This is a genomic window from Streptomyces katrae (assembly GCF_002028425.1).
Classification (GTDB): domain Bacteria; phylum Actinomycetota; class Actinomycetes; order Streptomycetales; family Streptomycetaceae; genus Streptomyces; species Streptomyces katrae_A.
The window spans coordinates 2508911-2526884 of sequence record NZ_CP020042.1; the positions used below are offsets into that span (position 1 = coordinate 2508911).

At 71.2% G+C, this 17974-nt stretch carries 16 protein-coding genes; 4 read left to right on the plus strand and 12 right to left on the minus strand.

Annotated features, from left to right (window positions below; all coding sequences use genetic code 11):
- Positions 1–26: 26 nt before the first annotated feature.
- Genes B4U46_RS11415 through B4U46_RS11430 form a run of 4 tightly spaced genes read right to left on the minus strand, consistent with a single transcriptional unit; the run spans position 27 to position 5279 of the window.
- Positions 27–686, minus strand: coding sequence for an O-methyltransferase (locus B4U46_RS11415; protein WP_079426593.1), 660 nt, complete (start codon positions 684–686; stop codon positions 27–29).
- A complete protein-coding gene (locus tag B4U46_RS11420) occupies positions 683–1516 on the minus strand; it encodes an HAD family hydrolase (protein WP_079426595.1) in 834 nt (277 codons plus the stop codon). Before B4U46_RS11420 ends, B4U46_RS11415 begins: the two co-directional genes overlap by 4 nt.
- Positions 1513–4080: a phosphoribosyltransferase gene (locus B4U46_RS11425; protein ID WP_079426597.1), complete on the minus strand. Its 2568-nt coding sequence runs from the start codon at positions 4078–4080 to the stop codon at positions 1513–1515. The genes B4U46_RS11420 and B4U46_RS11425 overlap by 4 nt, the downstream gene beginning before the upstream one ends.
- Before the next feature lie 23 nt (positions 4081–4103).
- Entirely contained in the window at positions 4104–5279 is a 1176-nt protein-coding gene (locus B4U46_RS11430; RefSeq protein ID WP_079426599.1) for an HpcH/HpaI aldolase/citrate lyase family protein, read from the minus strand.
- 194 nt (positions 5280–5473) lie between these two features.
- Between B4U46_RS11430 and B4U46_RS11435 the strand changes: the two genes are divergently transcribed.
- Positions 5474–6253: a TerD family protein gene (locus tag B4U46_RS11435; protein WP_167747631.1), complete on the plus strand. Its 780-nt coding sequence runs from the start codon at positions 5474–5476 to the stop codon at positions 6251–6253.
- Between the two features lie 40 nt (positions 6254–6293).
- Here the strand turns inward: B4U46_RS11435 and B4U46_RS11440 are convergent, their stop codons facing one another.
- From B4U46_RS11440 to B4U46_RS11465, 6 genes are all read right to left on the minus strand, one after another.
- The gene (locus B4U46_RS11440) at positions 6294–7043 is read right to left on the minus strand and encodes a TerD family protein (protein WP_079426603.1); all 750 of its coding nucleotides are present in this window, start codon (positions 7041–7043) and stop codon (positions 6294–6296) included.
- A gap of 143 nt (positions 7044–7186) precedes the next feature.
- On the minus strand, positions 7187–8323 hold the full coding sequence (locus B4U46_RS11445) for a DUF475 domain-containing protein (RefSeq protein WP_079426604.1): 1137 nt from the start codon (positions 8321–8323) through the stop codon (positions 7187–7189).
- A 25-nt stretch (positions 8324–8348) separates the two neighbouring features.
- Positions 8349–8924 carry a TerD family protein gene (locus tag B4U46_RS11450; protein ID WP_079431701.1) on the minus strand — a complete coding sequence of 192 codons (576 nt, stop codon included), beginning with the start codon at positions 8922–8924 and terminating at the stop codon, positions 8349–8351.
- A gap of 151 nt (positions 8925–9075) precedes the next feature.
- Positions 9076–9651: a TerD family protein gene (locus B4U46_RS11455; protein ID WP_042816748.1), complete on the minus strand. Its 576-nt coding sequence runs from the start codon at positions 9649–9651 to the stop codon at positions 9076–9078.
- 124 nt (positions 9652–9775) lie between these two features.
- The gene (locus tag B4U46_RS11460) at positions 9776–10234 is read right to left on the minus strand and encodes a peroxiredoxin (protein WP_045945771.1); all 459 of its coding nucleotides are present in this window, start codon (positions 10232–10234) and stop codon (positions 9776–9778) included.
- A 229-nt stretch (positions 10235–10463) separates the two neighbouring features.
- Positions 10464–10889, minus strand: a complete 426-nt coding sequence (locus B4U46_RS11465) for a DUF3052 domain-containing protein (protein WP_185117272.1) — start codon at positions 10887–10889, stop codon at positions 10464–10466.
- A 445-nt stretch (positions 10890–11334) separates the two neighbouring features.
- Here B4U46_RS11465 and aceE point away from each other — a divergent pair, with 445 nt between their 5' ends.
- Both aceE and B4U46_RS11480 read left to right on the plus strand, forming a co-directional pair.
- Positions 11335–14082 carry a pyruvate dehydrogenase (acetyl-transferring), homodimeric type gene (gene aceE, locus B4U46_RS11475; RefSeq protein WP_079426608.1) on the plus strand — a complete coding sequence of 916 codons (2748 nt, stop codon included), beginning with the start codon at positions 11335–11337 and terminating at the stop codon, positions 14080–14082.
- A 93-nt stretch (positions 14083–14175) separates the two neighbouring features.
- On the plus strand, positions 14176–14982 hold the full coding sequence (locus B4U46_RS11480; protein ID WP_079426610.1) for a potassium channel family protein: 807 nt from the start codon (positions 14176–14178) through the stop codon (positions 14980–14982).
- On the opposite strand, the gene B4U46_RS11485 is transcribed toward B4U46_RS11480, so the two are convergent.
- Both B4U46_RS11485 and B4U46_RS11490 read right to left on the minus strand, forming a co-directional pair.
- Positions 14963–15343, minus strand: a complete 381-nt coding sequence (locus B4U46_RS11485) for a peptidase inhibitor family I36 protein (RefSeq protein WP_079426612.1) — start codon at positions 15341–15343, stop codon at positions 14963–14965. The two genes, B4U46_RS11480 and B4U46_RS11485, sit on opposite strands and share 20 nt — an antisense overlap.
- A gap of 199 nt (positions 15344–15542) precedes the next feature.
- On the minus strand, positions 15543–17123 hold the full coding sequence (locus tag B4U46_RS11490; RefSeq protein WP_420543175.1) for an MFS transporter: 1581 nt from the start codon (positions 17121–17123) through the stop codon (positions 15543–15545).
- 142 nt (positions 17124–17265) lie between these two features.
- Between B4U46_RS11490 and B4U46_RS11495 the strand changes: the two genes are divergently transcribed.
- On the plus strand, positions 17266–17934 hold the full coding sequence (locus tag B4U46_RS11495; protein ID WP_079426615.1) for a TetR family transcriptional regulator: 669 nt from the start codon (positions 17266–17268) through the stop codon (positions 17932–17934).
- Positions 17935–17974: the final 40 nt, after the last annotated feature.

The window sequence follows — 17974 nt, forward strand, 5'->3', positions numbered from 1 at the left end:
GGGGGGGCGGCCGGCCGGCGCCGGCGCTAGCGCTTGCGCGAGAGGGTGAGGCCGTCCGAGATGGCCAGCAGGACGGAGTCCATGCGGGTGTCCGCCATGGCGTGGTCGTTGAACGCGCGGACGCTCGCGCCCCTGCTGTCCGGGGATTCGTCCAGCACCGTCCCGTGGAAGAGGGTGTTGTCCGTGACGATCAGGCCGCCCGGGCGCAGCCTCGGTACGAGCTCCTCCCAGTAGAGGATCTGGTTCTCCTTGTCGGCGTCCACGTAGGCCAGGTCGATGTGCGGTTCGGCCGGCATGGCCCGCAGCGTGTCGAGGGCGGGGGCGATGCGCAGGTCGATGCGGTCCGCGACGCCGGCCGCCTCCCACGCCTCGCGGCCGTACGCGGTCCACTCCTCCGACACGTCGCAGGCGATCAGGCGGCCGTCGGCCGGCAGGGCCTGGGCCATGGACAGGGCGGAGAAGCCGGTGAACGTGCCGACCTCCACGATGTGCTTCGCGCCCGTCAGCCGGACCAGGAAGGCCAGCAGCGGGCCCTGCTCCTCCGCCGACTGCATGCCCGCGGACTGCGGGAACTTCTCCCAGGTGGTGGTGACCAGCCCCCGCTGGAACTCGTCCAGCGGGGGGTTGTGCGCGAGGACGTAGCGGTAGAGCTCGTCGGTGATCTTGGTGCTGTTGCCCTTGGTCATGCGGTCAGTGTCGCAACCGCCCGCCCGAAAGCGCGGACGATCTCCTCCCCGGCGAGTACCCCGGCCTCGTGCAGCGCGGTCACCGTCGGCGCGGTCCAGCCGGCGTCGGCCAGTTCGCCGTGGCCCGGCCGCCAGGCCCGGCCGGCGGCCAGCAGCAGGTCGGCGTCGAGGAGGGAGTCGCCGGCCGCGAGGGTGGCGGTGGCGCCCGTACGGCGGGCCACCTCGTGCATCGCGGCGCTCTTGGTCAGCGGGCGCGGGACGGCGTAGATCTTGCGGCCCTGGAGCGAGACGGTCCAGCCGCGTTCCTCCGCCCAGCGGGTGAGTGCCTTGAGCCATTCGTCGGGGACCAGCGCCCGCTCGACCACCAGGTAGGCGAAGAGGTCCTCCGCGAGCCGTGCCTTGCGCAGCCACTGCGGGTCGGCCGCGTCCAGCAGGTGCCGGTGTACCTCCTCCAGCGGGGCGCACTCCTCGGCGAGCCGCCGGGCCACCGCGCGCCGCCAGCCCCGGTCGGGCTCCCCGTCCACCAGCAGCTGTCCGCCGTTGGCGCAGATCGCGTACGGGGCCGGGGGGCCGGGGAAGCGGATCCGCTGGTACTGCTTGCGCGTGCGCGTGGTGGTCGGGACGAAGACCGCCGCCGGGTCGGCGGCCAGTGCGGCCAGCAGCGCGGCCGCCGTCTCGGTCATGAAGGACAGCGGCTTGCCCTCGTGCACCTCGACGCACAGCAGCCGGGGGGCCTGCGGGTCGGGCATGGTCAGGCCGAGGGCGGCCGACGAGTAGATGAGCGTGCGGTCGAGGTCACTGGCGACGAGGACGGTGCCTTGGCGGGTCACTGGGCGGCCACTGCCTTTCCGTCGGCGCCGGTGGCGCCGCGCGTGAAGCGGGGGTGGATGAGTCCTACACAGGTGTACGGGAGGCCGTCGACCTCCTCGACCGGAACGCCGCGCTGGGCGGCGAGCAGGCGTACGTGGTCCAGGTCGGAGCCGGCGCCGCGCTGGGCCAGGATCTTCCACGGTACGCGGCGCAGCAGTACGCGGGTGGTCTCGCCGACGCCCGGCTTGACCAGGTTCACGTCATGGATGCCGTACTCCTCGCTGATCCGCTCGACGGCCGCCCAGCCCACCCAGGTGGGGGTGCGGTCGGCGGCGAGGAGTTCCTTGACCTCGGCGTCCACGGCCTCGGCGACCTCCTCGAAGCGGGCGGCCACCGCGTCCACGAAGGCGCCCGAGACGTCGGCGCCGGCCAGCTCGCGGTAGAACTTCGCGCCGTGGAAGTCGTCCGGGCCGACCAGGTCGGACCGCAGGACGGTGCGCGAGACCAGTCCGGAGACGGTGGAGTTGAGGCAGGCGGAGGGGATCAGGAAGTCCTCGCGGGTGCCGTACGTCTGCACGCACGCGCCGGGGTCGGCGAGGACGACGATCTCCGGGTTGAAGCCGGGGAAGGCGGACAGGGCCTCGCGCAGCTCGCGGGTGATGGCGCCCTTGCCGGTCCAGCCGTCCACGAACACCACGTCGGCCGGGTCGTGGTGGGCGGCGAGCCAGCGCAGGGCGTTGGCGTCGATGCCGCGCCCGCGCACGATGGAGACGGCGTAGTGCGGCAGGTCCAGGCCGTGCCGGGCGGCGGCCCAGCGGCGCATCAGCACGCCGACGGGGGTTCCGGCGCGGGCCAGGGAGACCAGCACCGGGGAGGGGGACCGTTCGGCGAGGACGGTCTCGGTGACGGTGCCGACGGCGCGGGCGACCCGGGCCGCGGAGGTGGTCAGGGCGTCCTGGTAGAGCTCCTGGTAGCGCGGGGAGGGCTGGTACTCCACGGGCAGGGACTCCGCGTAGTGCGCGCCGCCGGCCTGGATGGCCTCCTCGCGCTCCTCCGTCGGGGCCTCCAGCTCGACGGCGGAGAGGTCCTGGAGCAGCCAGCCGACGTCCTCGGGGGCGTAGGAGGAGAAGGCGGGCCCGCGCAGGGGCTCCGGCAGGCGCGGCTCGGACATGTTCGGCTCCTGCCGGTGGGGGGTCTCGGGTATGCCGGGCGCGCTCGCGGCGGGTGCGCCCGGTGCGTACGACGGGACGACGGCCAGCACGACGCGGCCGGTGTGCGGGGCCAGGGCTGCGAGCAGCCCGGTGTGCAGCTCGGGGGTGTCCCCGGCGGAGTCCACGACCGCGACGACCGCGTCGAAGCCGGCCCCCGCGACGTTGTAGGCGTAGCGGTCGCCGGGGCCGTCGGCGGGGGCGTCGTGGGCGGGGAAGACCAGGCGGGTGCGGATGGCGTAGCCGGGGTCGTCCACGGCGAGGACGGGTGAGCGGGTGGTCGAGGAGAACCGCACCTCGGCCGCCGCCCCGCGCTCCTCCAGGGCCGCGGCGAGGCGCAGCGGGCCGTACATCAGCTCCTCGTTGCCGAGTACGAGGACCCGCCCGGGCCCCTCGCCCAGCGCGGCCGCCACCTGCCCGGCGAGGGCGGGCAGAGCGGTCTCCAGCGCCGCGCGGTGGCCGGGGGTGAAGCCGTGCCGGCCCCCGTCGGGAACCCCGGCGGGCCACTCCAGGACGACGCGCGCGTACGGGGCGTCAGCCGGACCGGGCGCGGACCGGCGCAGGCCCGCCCCGGCCGACCCCGCGGAGGCCGGCGCGGGAACGGTCCCGGCCGCGCCGGGGGTTTCGTACGCCTCCACCAGGGCCTGCCCCTTGGCCAGGACTCCCTCCGGGAGGGAGACCGTGCCCGAGGCCAGGGCGATCAGGTCCACGCGGGCGCCCAGTTCGGCGGCGAACGCGGTCAGCCGGTCGCGGTCGGCGGCGGAGCGCATGTCGACCAGGGCGACGACCACGTAGTGGCCGCGCGGGTGGCGGGCGTGCAGGTCCCGGATGGTGTTGAGGACGGTGTTGCCGGTGGAGAACTCGTCGTCGACGAGGACCAGCGGCCCGTCCCCCGCCAGCAGCTCCGGGTCCTCGGGCAGCAGCAGGTGCGAGGTGGCGTGCGAGTGCGCCTCCTCGAACCCGCCCGCGGGCCGCACACCCGGCACCGGGCGGCGCGTGGAGTGCAGGTAGGGGGCCGCGCCCAGGCCGTCGGCGACGCAGTGGCCCAGCCCCGTCGCGGTCTCGGCGTAGCCGAGGACCACCGCGGAGGCCGCGGAGTCGCCGAGCAGCGCCCGGACCCGCTCCCCGAGCCCGTACCCGGCGGCGTACACCGTCGCGGGCGACTGCGGGACGTGCTTGCCCAGTACCTGGGAGACCAGCAGGTGCGCCCGCTTGGGGTTGCGCCGCAGGGCCAGCCCGAGGAGCTCCGTCAGGCTCCCGTCGCCGGGGCCCCCTTCGCCGCCGGTTCCCTCCGCGCCCTCCAGGCGCACGCCGAGCCGCTGCGCGACCCAGGTTCCCGGCCACACCGTGTCGATCGTCTTGCCCTTCATCGTCATCCTCGTCCTCGGCGGCGGGCCGCTCACAGCTGGAGCCCGGCGGTCAGCAGGTCGACGAAGCCGACCTCCTCCTTCGCCACACCGAAGACCTCGGCGCGCAGCATGGTGCGCTCGGCCCAGGCCCGGTGGGGCTTCACCTCGTTCATCTTGTTCGTGTAGGCGGAACGCATCACTCCGCCGCCGTCGCGCTCGGGCCGCAGGATGTCCTGGGCGTCGCAGAACTCCTCGTGGGAGACGACCGACAGCGCGTGCACCGGGGTGACGTGGGCGGGGTGGATGCAGGTCTTGCCGAGCAGCCCGTTGGCCCGGTCGAGCTCGACCTCGCGCAGCAGCCCGTCCAGGTCGTGCTCGATCAGCGCGGTGCGCAGTTCCTCGACGCCCTCCTCCAGGAAGGGGCTGCGGCGCAGCTGCGGCTTGAAGAGGCGCTGCTGGCTGCGGAAGTACTCCCAGACGGGGCCGGTGACGGTGAAGCCGGTGCCGTCGGCGCGGCTGAGGACGTTGACCACGTCGGCGATGACGCCGGCCACGATCTGGACGTCGTACGCGGTCATGTCGGGGGTGCGGCGCAGCCCGTAGACGGAGCAGAAGTCGGTGACGCCCAGGCGCAGGGCCAGGACCCGCTCGCGGGAGCGGTTCACGGTGCGGGAGATGCCGGCGAGGGCCTGGACCCGGGTTTCCAGGTGGAGGAGGTCGGGGGTCTCCAGGACGGGCATGGCGTACAGCCGGGGCAGGCCGCTGACGGCCTCGGCATGGGCCACGGCGTCGAGGAAGGCGGCTCCCCGGCTCTCGTTGAATTTGGGAAGTACGAATCCGGCCAGATTCCGCGCCGACCGGCCGAGGCGGCGCACGAGGTCGGGTATCTGCTCGGGGGTGCGGACGCGGATGAAGAGGAGGGGGAGTTCCCCGGCGCCGGCACCTTCGGCTTCGAGCTCCGCGAACTGCCGGACGAGGTTCTCCTCGCCGTCGACCACGTCGGCGTCGCTGATGGAATCCTCCAGGCAGAGGACCATGGAGACGACGCCCCGGGCGGCCTGCTTGCGGATGTCGGCGGCCAGCCGCGGGCGGGTGGCCGGGCTGTAGAGGGTGGCTCCGAGTGCGGCGGCGAGGATACGGGCGGGGGAGGCCAGGGTGAACTCGGCGGGTTCCTGGTGGAAGAGGCCCTTCCGGGCTGCGGGCGCTATGTGCCCAAAGTGACGCATGTGCTTCCCCCGTACTGCCTCGGCGGCCCAACTGGCGTGGCCGGTAATAGTACGTACGAACGTGAGTCAAGAGTTCCTCAAGCACATGAAGTTCCGGTAACCCTCTCGCACCATGCCCAGCTCCTCGGCCGGGGACAAGGCCCTACGGGGGGCCGCATTGTTCCCCGCCCGTCCGGGAGGGCAGGATGACGGGCATGACGCACGCGATGCAGAAGGGCTCGAACATCCCGGTGGCCGCCACGGCGGTCCGGGCGGTGCTGCGCTGGACCACCGGGCCCGACGTACCGGACGTGGACGCCTCCGCGCTGCTCGTGGGGGCGGACGGTCGCGTGCGCTCGGACGAGGACTTCGTGTTCTACAACCAGCCCCGCCACCCCTCGGGGTCCGTCTGGCGCCTGGGCAAGAAGCAGGTCGGGGACGGGGTCACGGACGCGGTGCAGGCGGACCTGCGGGCCGTGCCCCCGGTCGTGGACCGGGTCCTGGTGGTGGCCTCCGCCGAGGACGTGCCCTTCGAGCAGGTCCACGACCTGCGGATCCAGCTGTACGACGCCTCGCCGGGCGGCGCGCCGGAGCCGCTGGCCCACTTCGACGTGCGGCCGGAGACGGGTGCCGAGACGGCACTGATCTGCGGCGAGCTGTACCGCCGGGGCGAGGGGTGGAAGTTCCGCGCGCTGGGCGAGGGCTACTCCGACGGCCTGGTGGGGCTGGCGACGGACCACGGGATCTCCGTCGACGAGAACGCCGCCGAGGCCGGCGAGAGCGCCGCTGCCGCGCCAGCGCCCTCCGCGGGGCCGGCCGACGACCTGACCGCCGCCATGCGCCCGCCCGCGCCCGCCCCGGTCACCCAGGCGCCGCCTCCCGTCCAGCCCGCCTACGGCTACCCCCAGCAGGTGTCCCCGGTGCCCGTGCCGGCTCCGGGCGGGGACCCCTCGTTCCGCCTGCCGGTGCAGGGCCCCCAGTTCATCCGCCGCTGACGGAGCCGCCGACGGGCCCGGCGGGCGGTGCGGGCGGGGCTCAGGCCTTGGTCTTGTAGCCCCGCCCCCACTGGAGCCCCCAGCCGTACAGCCGGTCGAGCTCGGCCTGGAACCCGTACACGAACTTCACCTCGCGGCGGACGATCAGCTCGCCCTTGACGTTCTGCAGGGAGACCACCGCACAGGAGCGGGCCTGCGGGTGGCGTTCCTCCAGCGGGATCTCGATCCTCGGGCCGGCGGTCGGGTAGAGGGTGACCAGGGCGTGGGTGCGGTCGAAGGCCGGGGTCTGGTCATAGATGTAGACGAAGACCAGCAGCCGTTTGATCTGGTCGGCATGGTCGAGGTTGACGTAGAGGGTCTCCCCCGAGGGGGAGCCGAACCGGTCGTCCCCGCTGAGCTTCACGTACGGCGGGTCGTTGAGGTCGCCGAGCAGGTTGCCCAGCGGCTGCACGGCGCCGCGGGTGCCGTCCGTCAGCTCGTACAGGCAGCCCATGTCGAGGTCGACGTTGACCATGCCCTGGGTGTGGGCCTGCACCATGTCGGGCTTGAACAGCTTGAACGGGTGGCGGAAGAGCCGGCCGCTCTGGCCGGAGCCGCCCCCTATGTCCGAGGTGCGCATCCGCCAGGAGAGGTTGACCCGCAGGTTGCCGTGGACGGCCTGCTGTTTGGTGAGCGATACCGTCGGCTGCCGTTTGGTCAGCTCGATGGCGTTCGACGAGGCGTTGCCCGAGTCGAACTGCATGGCGCGGGCGCCCCTGATCCCGTCGAAGAACCCGTCGAAGAACCCCATGTGCCCCAACCCCCCTGGTCGGTCCGTGCGCGGCCGTGCCGCGGATATGCCGCGGGGCGGCCACGCGGTACCGTGGGATCCGCGCGGCCGCCCCGCCGAAGAAGAGACGGCTCCTGTAGGAGCGTTCCGCAATCAGGGCCGGGTCACACCCCGGCGCTGACCTCCGCCGTCTCCCCGTCGCCGCCCTCGGCCGCCAGCCGCTTGTTGCGGCGCACGGAGGACCAGAAGGACCAGGCGATCAGCACGACGCCGACGAGGCCGGTGATGACCTCGTTGATCTCGTGCTGGATGGTGACGAGCAGGATCACGGCGAGGGCGCCGATGGCGTAGTGCGCGCCGTGCTCCAGGTAAACGTAGTCGTCCAGGGTGCCCTGGCGGACCAGGTAGACCGTGAGCGAGCGGACGTACATGGCGCCGATGCCGAGGCCGAGGGCCATGAGCACGATGTCGTTGGTGATGGCGAAGGCGCCGATGACCCCGTCGAAGGAGAAGGACGCGTCGAGGACCTCGAGGTAGAGGAACATGAAGAACGCGGCCTTGCCGGCCATCGCGACGGCCGAGACGGGCTTGCCGCTCCTCTTGGCGGCTTCCTCCGCCTCGTGCTCGGCCTCCTCCTCTTCCTCGAGCTTGTTCTCGAAGTAGCCGGAGAGGCCGCCGACGATCATGTAGGTGATCAGGCCGAGGATGCCGGAGACCAGGACGGTCTGCGCCTTGTCCACGTGGGCGCCGCCGTGCTGGTGGGCCTGGGTGGCGAAGGTCATCGAGGTGATGACCAGGACGATCAGCGCGATGCACGCGGACAGCATGTCGATCTTGCCGAGCTTGGCGAGCGGGCGCTCCAGCCAGGCGAGCCACTTGATGTCACGGTCCTCGAAGATGAAGTCGAGGAAGATCATCAGCAGGAACATGCCGCCGAAGGCGGCGATGGACGGGTGGGCGTCCGTGACGAGCTGCTTGTACATCTCCTTGTCGGTCATCGCGAGGTCGACCGCGTCGAGCGGTCCGATCTTGGCGCTGATCGCGACGATCACGACGGGGAAGACCAGGCGCATGCCGAACACGGCGATGAGCACGCCGACCGTGAGGAAGATCTTCTGCCAGAAGGCATTCATCTTCTTCAGGATTCCGGCGTTGACCACCGCGTTGTCGAAGGACAGCGAGATTTCGAGGATCGACAGGATCGCCACGATCCCAAAAGCGGTCCACCCCCCGTAGAACACCGCTGCGACCAGACCGAGCGCAGTGACTGCGAACGACCAGCCGAAGGTTTTGAGAACCACTGGCACCCCATCGTCTTGTACGGCTTTACGAAACGTTGACCCCGAAGTCTAGAGCGATGCCCCGCAGCCCCGACGCGTACCCCTGTCCCACCGCCCGGAACTTCCATTCGCCCCCGTAGCGGTAGACCTCACCGAAGATCATCGCCGTTTCGCTGGAGGCGTCCTCGGTCAGGTCGTAGCGGGCCAGTTCCTGGTCGTCCGCCATGTTCACCACACGGATGAAGGCGTTGCTGACCTGGCCGAAGCTCTGCCGGCGACTGTCCGCCTCGTGGATGGAGACCGGGAAGACGATCTTGTCGACCTGGGCCGGGACCTTGGTGAGGTCCACGATGATCGACTCGTCGTCGCCCTCACCCTCGCCGGTGAGGTTGTCGCCGGTGTGTTCGACGGAGCCCTCGGGGCTCTTGAGGTTGTTGTAGAAGACGAAGTACTGGTCGCCGAGCACCCGGCCGTCACGGCAGAGCAGCGCGCTGGCGTCGAGGTCGAAGTCGGCCCCCGTGGTGGAGCGCGCGTCCCATCCGAGCCCGATCAGAACCCGGGTGAGGTTCGGTGCCTGCTTGGAGAGGGAGACGTTGCCCCCCTTGGCGAGTGTGACGCCCATGATGTGGTCCTCCCCGAACGACGTGGTGATGGTGGCCCCGCCACCCGCCTCCATGGTGGCAAAGCCGGTCCGGCGCCGTACACAGAGGTGCACGGCGCCGGACGGACGGACTTTCCCGGGCCCGGACGGCGGCCCGGGCGGCTCGGACGGCTCAGACGTTGACGCCGAAGTCCTGCGCGATGCCGCGCAGACCCGAGGCGTAGCCCTGGCCGATGGCACGGAACTTCCACTCCGCGCCGTTGCGGTACAGCTCGCCGAAGACCATGGCGGTCTCGGTGGAGGCGTCCTCGGAGAGGTCGTAGCGGGCGAGCTCGCTGTTGTCGGCCTGGTTCACCACGCGGATGTACGCGTTGCGGACCTGGCCGAAGCTCTGCTGGCGGCTCTCGGCCTCGTAGATGGAGACCGGGAAGACGATCTTGGCCACATCGGCCGGGACGCCTGCGAGGTTGACCTTGATCGCCTCGTCGTCGCCCTCGCCCTCGCCGGTCAGGTTGTCACCGGTGTGCTCGACCGAACCGTCCGGGCTCTTCAGGTTGTTGAAGAACACGAAGTTCGAGTCGGTGGCGACCTTGCCCTGGTCGTTGGTCAGGATCGCGCTGGCGTCGAGGTCGAAGTCGACACCGGTGGTGGTGCGGGCGTCCCAGCCCAGACCGACGATGACCGCCGTCAGGTTGGGCGCGGCCTTGGTCAGCGAGACGTTGCCGCCCTTGCTGAGGCTGACTCCCACGAGTCCTCCATTGGTATGAGTGAGGGGCGGTGCCCCGCGTGCGTTGCTACCGGATCAACGTTTCGATCCTAGTGACGGGTTCCCGCCCGCAGGCGGGTTTTCACCACGAACCCGTCCGGGGTCCTCAGAGGCTGTCGAGGGCCTTGATGTACTCGTTCAGGTCACGCGCGTCGGGCAGCCCGTTGACGACGCTCCAGCGCACGACTCCGTCCTTGTCGATGACGAAGGTGCCGCGGACCGCGCAGCCCTTCTCCTCGTCGAAGACGCCGTAGGCGCGGGAGGTCTCGCCGTGCGGCCAGAAGTCGGACAGCAGCGGGTACTCCAGGCCCTCCTGGTCGGCGAAGACGCGCAGGGTCGGCACGGAGTCGTTCGAGACGGCCAGCAGCTGGACGTCGTCGTTCTGGAAGCGGGGCAGCTGGTCGCGCAGCTCGCAGAGCTCGCCGGTGCACACGCCGGTGAAGGCGAACGGGTAGAAGAGCAGCACGACGGCCTTCTCCCCCCGGAAGTCGGACAGCCGCACGGTGGCGCCGTGGTTGTCCTTGAGCTCGAAGTCCGGGGCCTTGGTTCCGACCTCGATCGCCATCTCTCGCATCCCTTCGTTCCTGCGGTCCCGCACGGGGCCGTTCGGGTGAGACCCACCCTAAGGCCGGTCCCGCGGATCGGGCCGCCGGCGGGGCCGTGGCGCGCGCGGCGGGATCGGCCGGCCGGCCGCGGCGGGGCCGGGGGCCGGGTGCCCGGAACGCGCACACCCCGCCGGCCCCGGGTGATCCGGGCCGGCGGGGTGTGCGTCCCACTTGGCTGCGGGGAGCGGCTCAGCGCTTGGACTTGGCGGCCTTCGGCGTCACCAGCTTGGTGGAGGTCCACTCCTTGCCGACGGGCAGGCCCTTGGCCAGCGAGAGGCCGGCCGTCTCGGCGGCCTCGCTGATGTCGCTGGCCTCCACGTAGCCGTCACGGCCCGTCTTGGGGGTCAGCAGCAGGATCAGTGCGCCGTCCTCGACCAGCTCGGTCGCATCGACCAGGGCGTCCGTCAGGTCGCCGTCCTCGTCGCGGAACCACAGCAGCACCGCGTCGGCGACGTCGTCGTAGTCCTCGTCGGCGAGCTCACTGACGAGGGCCTCGACGGTGTTGCGGAATTCCTGATCGACGTCCTCGTCGTAGCCGATCTCCTGGACCACCTGTTCGGACTGGAAACCCAGCCGGGCGGCCAGGCTCTCCGCGTGGTCCGCGGTCGCGCTCACGGGGTGCCTCCTGCTCATGTTCGGTGAATGTCTTTCGGCGGCGCGCGTACGCGCAGCATTGGGCGTAGTCCACACGGGCGCGGCGGATCGCGCAAGTACCCGGCCGCCGAGACCGTCGAAACGGTGACGATTGCGGCCGTCTCGCCGCAACTTTCAGGCTTCCGGGGTGGGCCACCGGTGATTCATCCCACACCATTCCAGCTCATTCGGCATCGCATGAGGACTTCCTACCTGTTTGAGGGACGAACGGCCTTACGAACCCGGTGATCGCCCTGGGCGTAAGGTTGCGATTTGGCCCCGCCGCGTCCTGGACCGGTACGGCCCGCCCGGCGCTCCTTCCCCGCTCCAGGTGTTACCCAGTGGTAGAGGTGAAGATTCCGGCTGGGCGTAAGACCATGGGAGGCGGCGACCCAAGGCACGACTCCCCTGACAGCGAAGGAACAGCGTGGCTTCCGCATCCGATCGCAATCCGATCATCATTGGCGGCCTGCCGAGCCAGGTCCCGGACTTCGATCCGGAGGAGACCAAGGAGTGGCTCGACTCCCTGGACGCCGCCGTCGACGAGCGGGGCCGTGAGCGCGCCCGCTACCTGATGCTGCGACTGATCGAGCGGGCCCGCGAGAAGCGCGTGGCCGTCCCCGAGATGCGCTCCACGGACTACGTCAACACCATCGCCACCAAGGACGAGCCCTTCTTCCCCGGCAACGAGGAGATCGAGCGCAAGGTCCTCAACGCCACCCGCTGGAACGCGGCCGTCATGGTCTCGCGCGCCCAGCGCCCCGGCATCGGCGTCGGCGGCCACATCGCGACCTTCGCCTCCTCCGCCTCCCTCTACGACGTGGGCTTCAACCACTTCTTCCGGGGCAAGGACGAGGGCGACGGCGGCGACCAGATCTTCTTCCAGGGCCACGCCTCCCCCGGCATCTACGCCCGCGCCTACCTCCTGGACCGGCTCACCGAGCAGCAGCTCGACGCGTTCCGCCAGGAGAAGTCGAAGGCCCCGTACGGCCTGTCGAGCTACCCGCACCCGCGGCTGATGCCCGACTTCTGGGAGTTCCCGACCGTCTCGATGGGCCTCGGCCCGCTCGGTGCGATCTACCAGGCCCGGATGAACCGGTACATGGAGGCGCGCGGGATCGCCGACACCTCCAAGTCCCACGTTTGGGCGTACCTCGGCGACGGCGAGATGGACGAGCCGGAGTCGCTGGGCCAGCTCTCGATCGCGGCTCGCGAGGGCCTGGACAACCTGACCTTCGTGGTCAACTGCAACCTCCAGCGCCTCGACGGCCCGGTCCGCGGCAACGGCAAGATCATCCAGGAGCTGGAGTCGATCTTCCGCGGCGCCGGCTGGAACGTCATCAAGCTGATCTGGGACCGCTCCTGGGACCCGCTGCTGGCCCAGGACCGCGACGGCATCCTGGTCAACAAGATGAACTCCACCCCGGACGGGCAGTTCCAGACCTACGCCACCGAGTCGGGCGCGTACATCCGCGAGCACTTCTTCGGCGGGGACCAGCGGCTGCGCGCGATGGTCGAGAACATGACCGACCGGCAGATCCAGCACCTGGGCCGCGGCGGCCACGACCACAAGAAGGTCTACGCGGCCTACGCGGCGGCCAAGGCCCACAAGGGCCAGCCGACGGTGATCCTCGCGCAGACGGTCAAGGGCTGGACCCTCGGCCCGAACTTCGAGGGCCGCAACGCGACGCACCAGATGAAGAAGCTGACGGTCGACGACCTCAAGCGCTTCCGCGACCGCCTGCACATCCCGATCACCGACGCGCAGCTGGAGAACGGCGCCCCGCCGTACTACCACCCGGGCCGCAACTCGCCCGAGATCCAGTACATGCACGACCAGCGCAGCGCCCACGGCGGCTACGTGCCCACCCGCGTGGTGCGCGCCAAGCCCCTGGCGCTGCCGGACGACAAGGCCTACGCGGCGGCCAAGAAGGGCTCGGGCCACCAGTCGATCGCGACCACGATGGCCTTCGTCCGCATCCTGAAGGACCTGATGCGGGACAAGGAGATCGGCAAGCGCTTCGTGCTGATCGCGCCCGACGAGTACCGCACCTTCGGCATGGACGCCTTCTTCCCGAGCGCCAAGATCTACAACCCGCTGGGGCAGCAGTACGAGGCGGTCGACCGCGACCTGCTCCTGGCGTACAAGGAGTCCCCGACCGGCCAGATGCTGCACGACGGCATCTCGGAGGCCGGCTGCACGGCCTCGCTGATCGCCGCCGGCTCGGCGTACGCGACGCACGGGGAGCCGCTGATCCCGGTCTACGTCTTCTACTCGATGTTCGGTTTCCAGCGCACGGGTGACCAGTTCTGGCAGATGGCCGACCAGCTGGCGCGCGGTTTCGTCCTGGGCGCGACCGCCGGCCGGACCACCCTGACGGGTGAGGGCCTCCAGCACGCCGACGGCCACTCCCAGCTGCTGGCGTCGACCAACCCGGCGTGCGTGGCGTACGACCCGGCCTACGGCTACGAGATCGCGCACATCGTCAAGGACGGCCTGCGGCGCATGTACGGCCCGACCGAGACGAACGAGCCCGGCGAGGACGTCTTCTACTACCTGACGGTCTACAACGAGCCGATCCAGCACCCGGCCGAGCCGGCCGACGTGGACGTCGAGGGCATCCTCAAGGGCATCCACCGCATCTCGCAGGGCACCTCGGGCGCCGTCGGGGCGCAGCTGATGGCCTCGGGCGTGGCGGTGCCGTGGGCGCTGGAGGCGCAGCGGATCCTCGCCGAGGAGTGGAACGTCCGGGCGGACGTCTGGTCGGCGACCTCCTGGAACGAGCTGCGCCGCGAGGCCGTCGCGGTGGAGGAGCACAACCTGCTCCACCCGGAGGAGGAGCAGCGCGTCCCGTACGTGACCCGGAAGCTGTCGGGTGCGGAGGGTCCGTTCGTGGCGGTCTCGGACTGGATGCGCGCGGTGCCGGACCAGATCTCGCGCTGGGTGCCGGGCACGTACACCTCGCTGGGCGCGGACGGTTTCGGCTTCGCCGACACGCGCGGCGCGGCGCGGCGCTTCTTCCACATCGACGCGCAGTCGGTGGTCCTGGCGACGCTGACGGAGCTGGCCCGTGAGGGGAAGATCGACCGTTCGGCGCTGAAGCAGGCCATCGACCGGTACCAGCTGCTGGACGTCGCGGCCGCCGACCCGGGCGCGGCGGGCGGGGACGCGTAGCCGCGGCGGGAGCCGCCGGAGGGGTCACTCTTCCGAGGGGGCGCTGGGACACCTGTCCCAGCGCCCCCGTCCGCTTTACCTACGATGATCCGTATGAAGGAAACCTCCCGCCAGGCGCGGTGGGAGCGCCGTACTCAGGTCCCCCTGCTGGTGCTCGCCGTGGCCTTCGCCGTCGCCTACGCCGTGCCGATCGTCGCGCCGGACGCCGGAGAGGGGGTGCACCGGGCCTGCACCCATGCGGAGTGGGCGGTGTGGGCGGCGTTCGCGGTGGACTACGTGGTGCGGCTGGGGCTGTCGGGGAACCGGATGGTCTTCGTACGGACGCACTGGCTGGACCTGGCCGCGGTGGTGCTGCCGCTGGTGCAGCCGCTGCGGCTGCTGCGGCTGGTGGCGACCCTGATGCTGGTGGGGCGGCGGGCGCGGATGGCCCCGCAGATCCGGCTCACCACGTACGTGGCGGGCGCCGTGGTGGGGCTGCTGATGTTCGGTTCCCTCGCGGTGCTGAGCGTGGAACGGGACGCGCCCAACGGGAACATCAAGAACCTGGGCGACGCGGTGTGGTGGTCCTTCACCACCATGACCACCGTCGGGTACGGGGACCACTCCCCCACCACCGGGCTGGGCCGGGTCCTGGCGGTGGGGCTGATGCTGTCGGGGATCGCCCTGCTCGGTGTGGTGACCGCCAACATCGCCGCCTGGTTCATCGCCCGTTTCGAGCGCGACGACCAGGTGGAGCGGCTGCAGCTGGCGGCCGTCCGGGAGCTCCAGGAGGAGGTGCGGGCGCTGCGGGCCGAGGTCGCGCGGCTGGGCCACGGATCCCGGTGCGCGATGCCCGCCCAGGCCGCCCAGGGCCCCGAGCCGGCCGCTGGTCAGGCGGGGCCTACCGCTCCCACACCTTGAACGCCCTGACCTGGTAGGGGGACTGGGGCAGCCAGACCCCGTCGCCCGGGTAGGTCTGGAACTCGCCGGTCTCCGCGCACTCGGCCGACTGGTACGTGGTCACCGGGCGCCCGGTGCGGTTGACCAGCGACTGGAAGCCGGCCTTGGGCGGCAGGGCGGTGCAGCTGTTGATGTCGAGGGTGCTGAGGTCGTAGGTCTGCTTGGTGCCCTTGAAGTCGGGTTTCGCCCACAGGCACAGCTCTCCCGTGGCGCAGGGCGGGGAGGCGGCGTGCGCTCCGGTGGCGGTGGACGGGACGAGGGCGCAGGCGGCCAGGAGGGCGGCGGCGAGGGTGGTGACGCGTGCGGTGCTCCACGTACGCATGACGGGGTCAACTCCTTGTGGACGTACGGGCCCCGGACGGTTTCCGAAGGCTCCGTGACACCACGCTGACCTGCGACGACGTGCGAGCGGAAGGGGCTGCGGGCGGGTCCACCCTGATAGGCGACAGCCCCGCCGCGGGGCTGCGGCGGGGCTGTGGCGGGCGCGCTGTTGACGCGGCCGTAACGGCGGGCGGTGCGGCTCAGATGTGGGCCGCACCTGCTCCGGCCTCGGCGTTCTCGCCGCGCTTGGTGAAGCAGGCGACGACCGCGGCGAGGACCGCGACCACTGCGGCGCAGGTGAAGGCCGTGCTCATACCGGACACGAAGGTCTCGTGGGCCACGGAGGAGACGGCCTGGGCGACCGGCTCGGGAGCCCCGGGCGGAACGGGGGCGATGCCGACCTGGACGCCCTTCTCGGCGAGTTCCAGCTGCTCGGGGGTGAGCGGGGGCAGGCTCGCCCGCTGCCAGTTGTCCCCGAACGTGTCACTGACCTCGGCCGCCATGACCGCTCCGAGGACGGCCGTGCCGAGGCTGCCGCCCACCTGCATGGCGGCCTGCTGGAGGCCGCCGGCCACGCCGGACAGCTCCAGCGGGGCGTTGCCGACGATGACCTCGGTGGCGCCGACCATGACGGGGGCGAGGCCCAGGCCGAGGAGGGCGAACCACAGGGACATGGTGAGCGTGCCGGTGTCCGGGGTGAGGCGGGACATCCCGAAGCAGGCGACGGCCGTGGCGACCATGCCGGCGACGAGGGGGACGCGCGGTCCGGCCTTCGTGATGGCGGCGCCGGCCAGCGGCGAGCCGATGATCATCATGCCGGTGAGCGGCAGCAGGCGCAGGCCGCTGTCGACCGGGCTCATCCCGTGCACGTTCTGCAGGTAGAAGGTGACGAAGAACAGCCCGCCCATGAAGGCGAAGGCCATCAGCACCATCAGCACCGTGCCCGCGGACAGCGCCGGCGAGCGGAACATGCCGAGCGGGATCAGCGGCTCGGCGACCCGGGTCTCCCAGAAGGCGAAGAGGACGAAGCACACCAGGGAAGCGAGGAGGAAGAGCACCGTCCGCAGGTCGCCCCAGCCCCACTCGGCGGCCTTGATCAGCGCCCAGATCAGGGAGAACATCGCGGCCGACAGCAGCACGATGCCCGGCAGGTCGAAGGAGCGCGGGGCGTTCTCGGCGCGGTGGTCGAGCAGGATGAACAGCCCGAAGACGAGCGCGACGATGCCGACGGGCACGTTGATGAAGAAGACGGACTGCCAGCTGACGTGCTCCACGAGCAGGCCGCCGACGATGGGCCCGGCGGCGGTCGAGGCGCCGATGACCATGCCCCAGATGCCGATGGCCATGTTGAGCTTCTCAGCGGGGAAGGTGGCGCGCAGCAGGCCGAGGGCGGCCGGCATCAGCAGGGCGCCGAAGAGGCCCTGGGCGACGCGGAAGCCGATGACGAGCCCGACCCCGCTGGACAGGCCGATCACCGCCGAGGAGAGCCCGAAGCCGGCGATGCCTATGAGGAAGGTCTGGCGGTGTCCGAAGCGGTCGCCCAGCTTGCCGGCGGTGATCAGGGAGACCGCGAGGGCCAGCAGGTAGCCGTTGGTGATCCACTGCACCTCGGCCAGACTGGCGCCGAGGTCCTTCTGGATCGCGGGGTTGGCGACGGCGACGATCGTGCCGTCGAGGGTGACCATCATGACGCCGATCGCCACGGCGAACAGCGTGAGCCACGGGTGCCCGCGCAGACCGGCGCGGACCGGTGACGGACTCGATTCCTTGGCGACGGTGATCTGACCAGTCATGCCCAGCAGGTTAGTGACAGCGACTGACAGTTCACAAACGGCTTAACGCGGCAGTAGCTGTCAGCTCCGTCACAGGTACCCTGACCGCTCACTCAGCGTCAGATGCAGCAGCAGAGAGGACCCCGCGGTGATGACCGACGAGCGGCCCGCCCGGGCGGCCGGACTGCGCGAGCGCAAGAAGCGGCGCACCCGGGACGCGCTGCTGCGCGCCGCGCTGCTCCTGTTCATCTCGCAGGGCTACGAGCACACCACCGTCGACGAGATCACCGAGACGGTCGAGGTCTCCCAGCGCACCTTCTTCCGCTATTTCGCGAACAAGGAGGAGGTCGCCTTCGCCGTCCAGGACCTGGTCGAGTCGCACTTCGTCGCCGCGCTGGCCGCCCGCCCGGCCGGCGAGCCGCCGCTGGAGGCCATGCGGCGCGCGGTGCTCGCCGCATGGGACACCCTCGACGAAGCCCTCTCCGAGGTGGTCCCCGTCGACCTGTACATGCAGGCCTACCGGCTGATCGAGTCCACCCCGGCCCTGCTCGCCGTCCACCTGCGGCGCTCCACCGAGCTGGAGGAGCGGATCGCCCGGCTGATCGCCGAACGCGAGGGGCTCGACCTCGACGCCGACCCGCGGCCGCGGATCGCCGTCGCCGCGTTCTGCGGGGTGATGCGGGTCACCGGGCGGCTCTGGGGGCAGGGCGAGGACGTCAGCGTGACCGCGATCCGGCAGATGACGGAGACCTACCTCGGCCAGATCGGCCCCGCCCTGGCCGAGGACTGGCGCCGCCCGGCGGCCGCCGACGGGGCCTGAGCGGCAGCGGCGGGGCGCCGCCGAGCCCCGGCACCGGAGG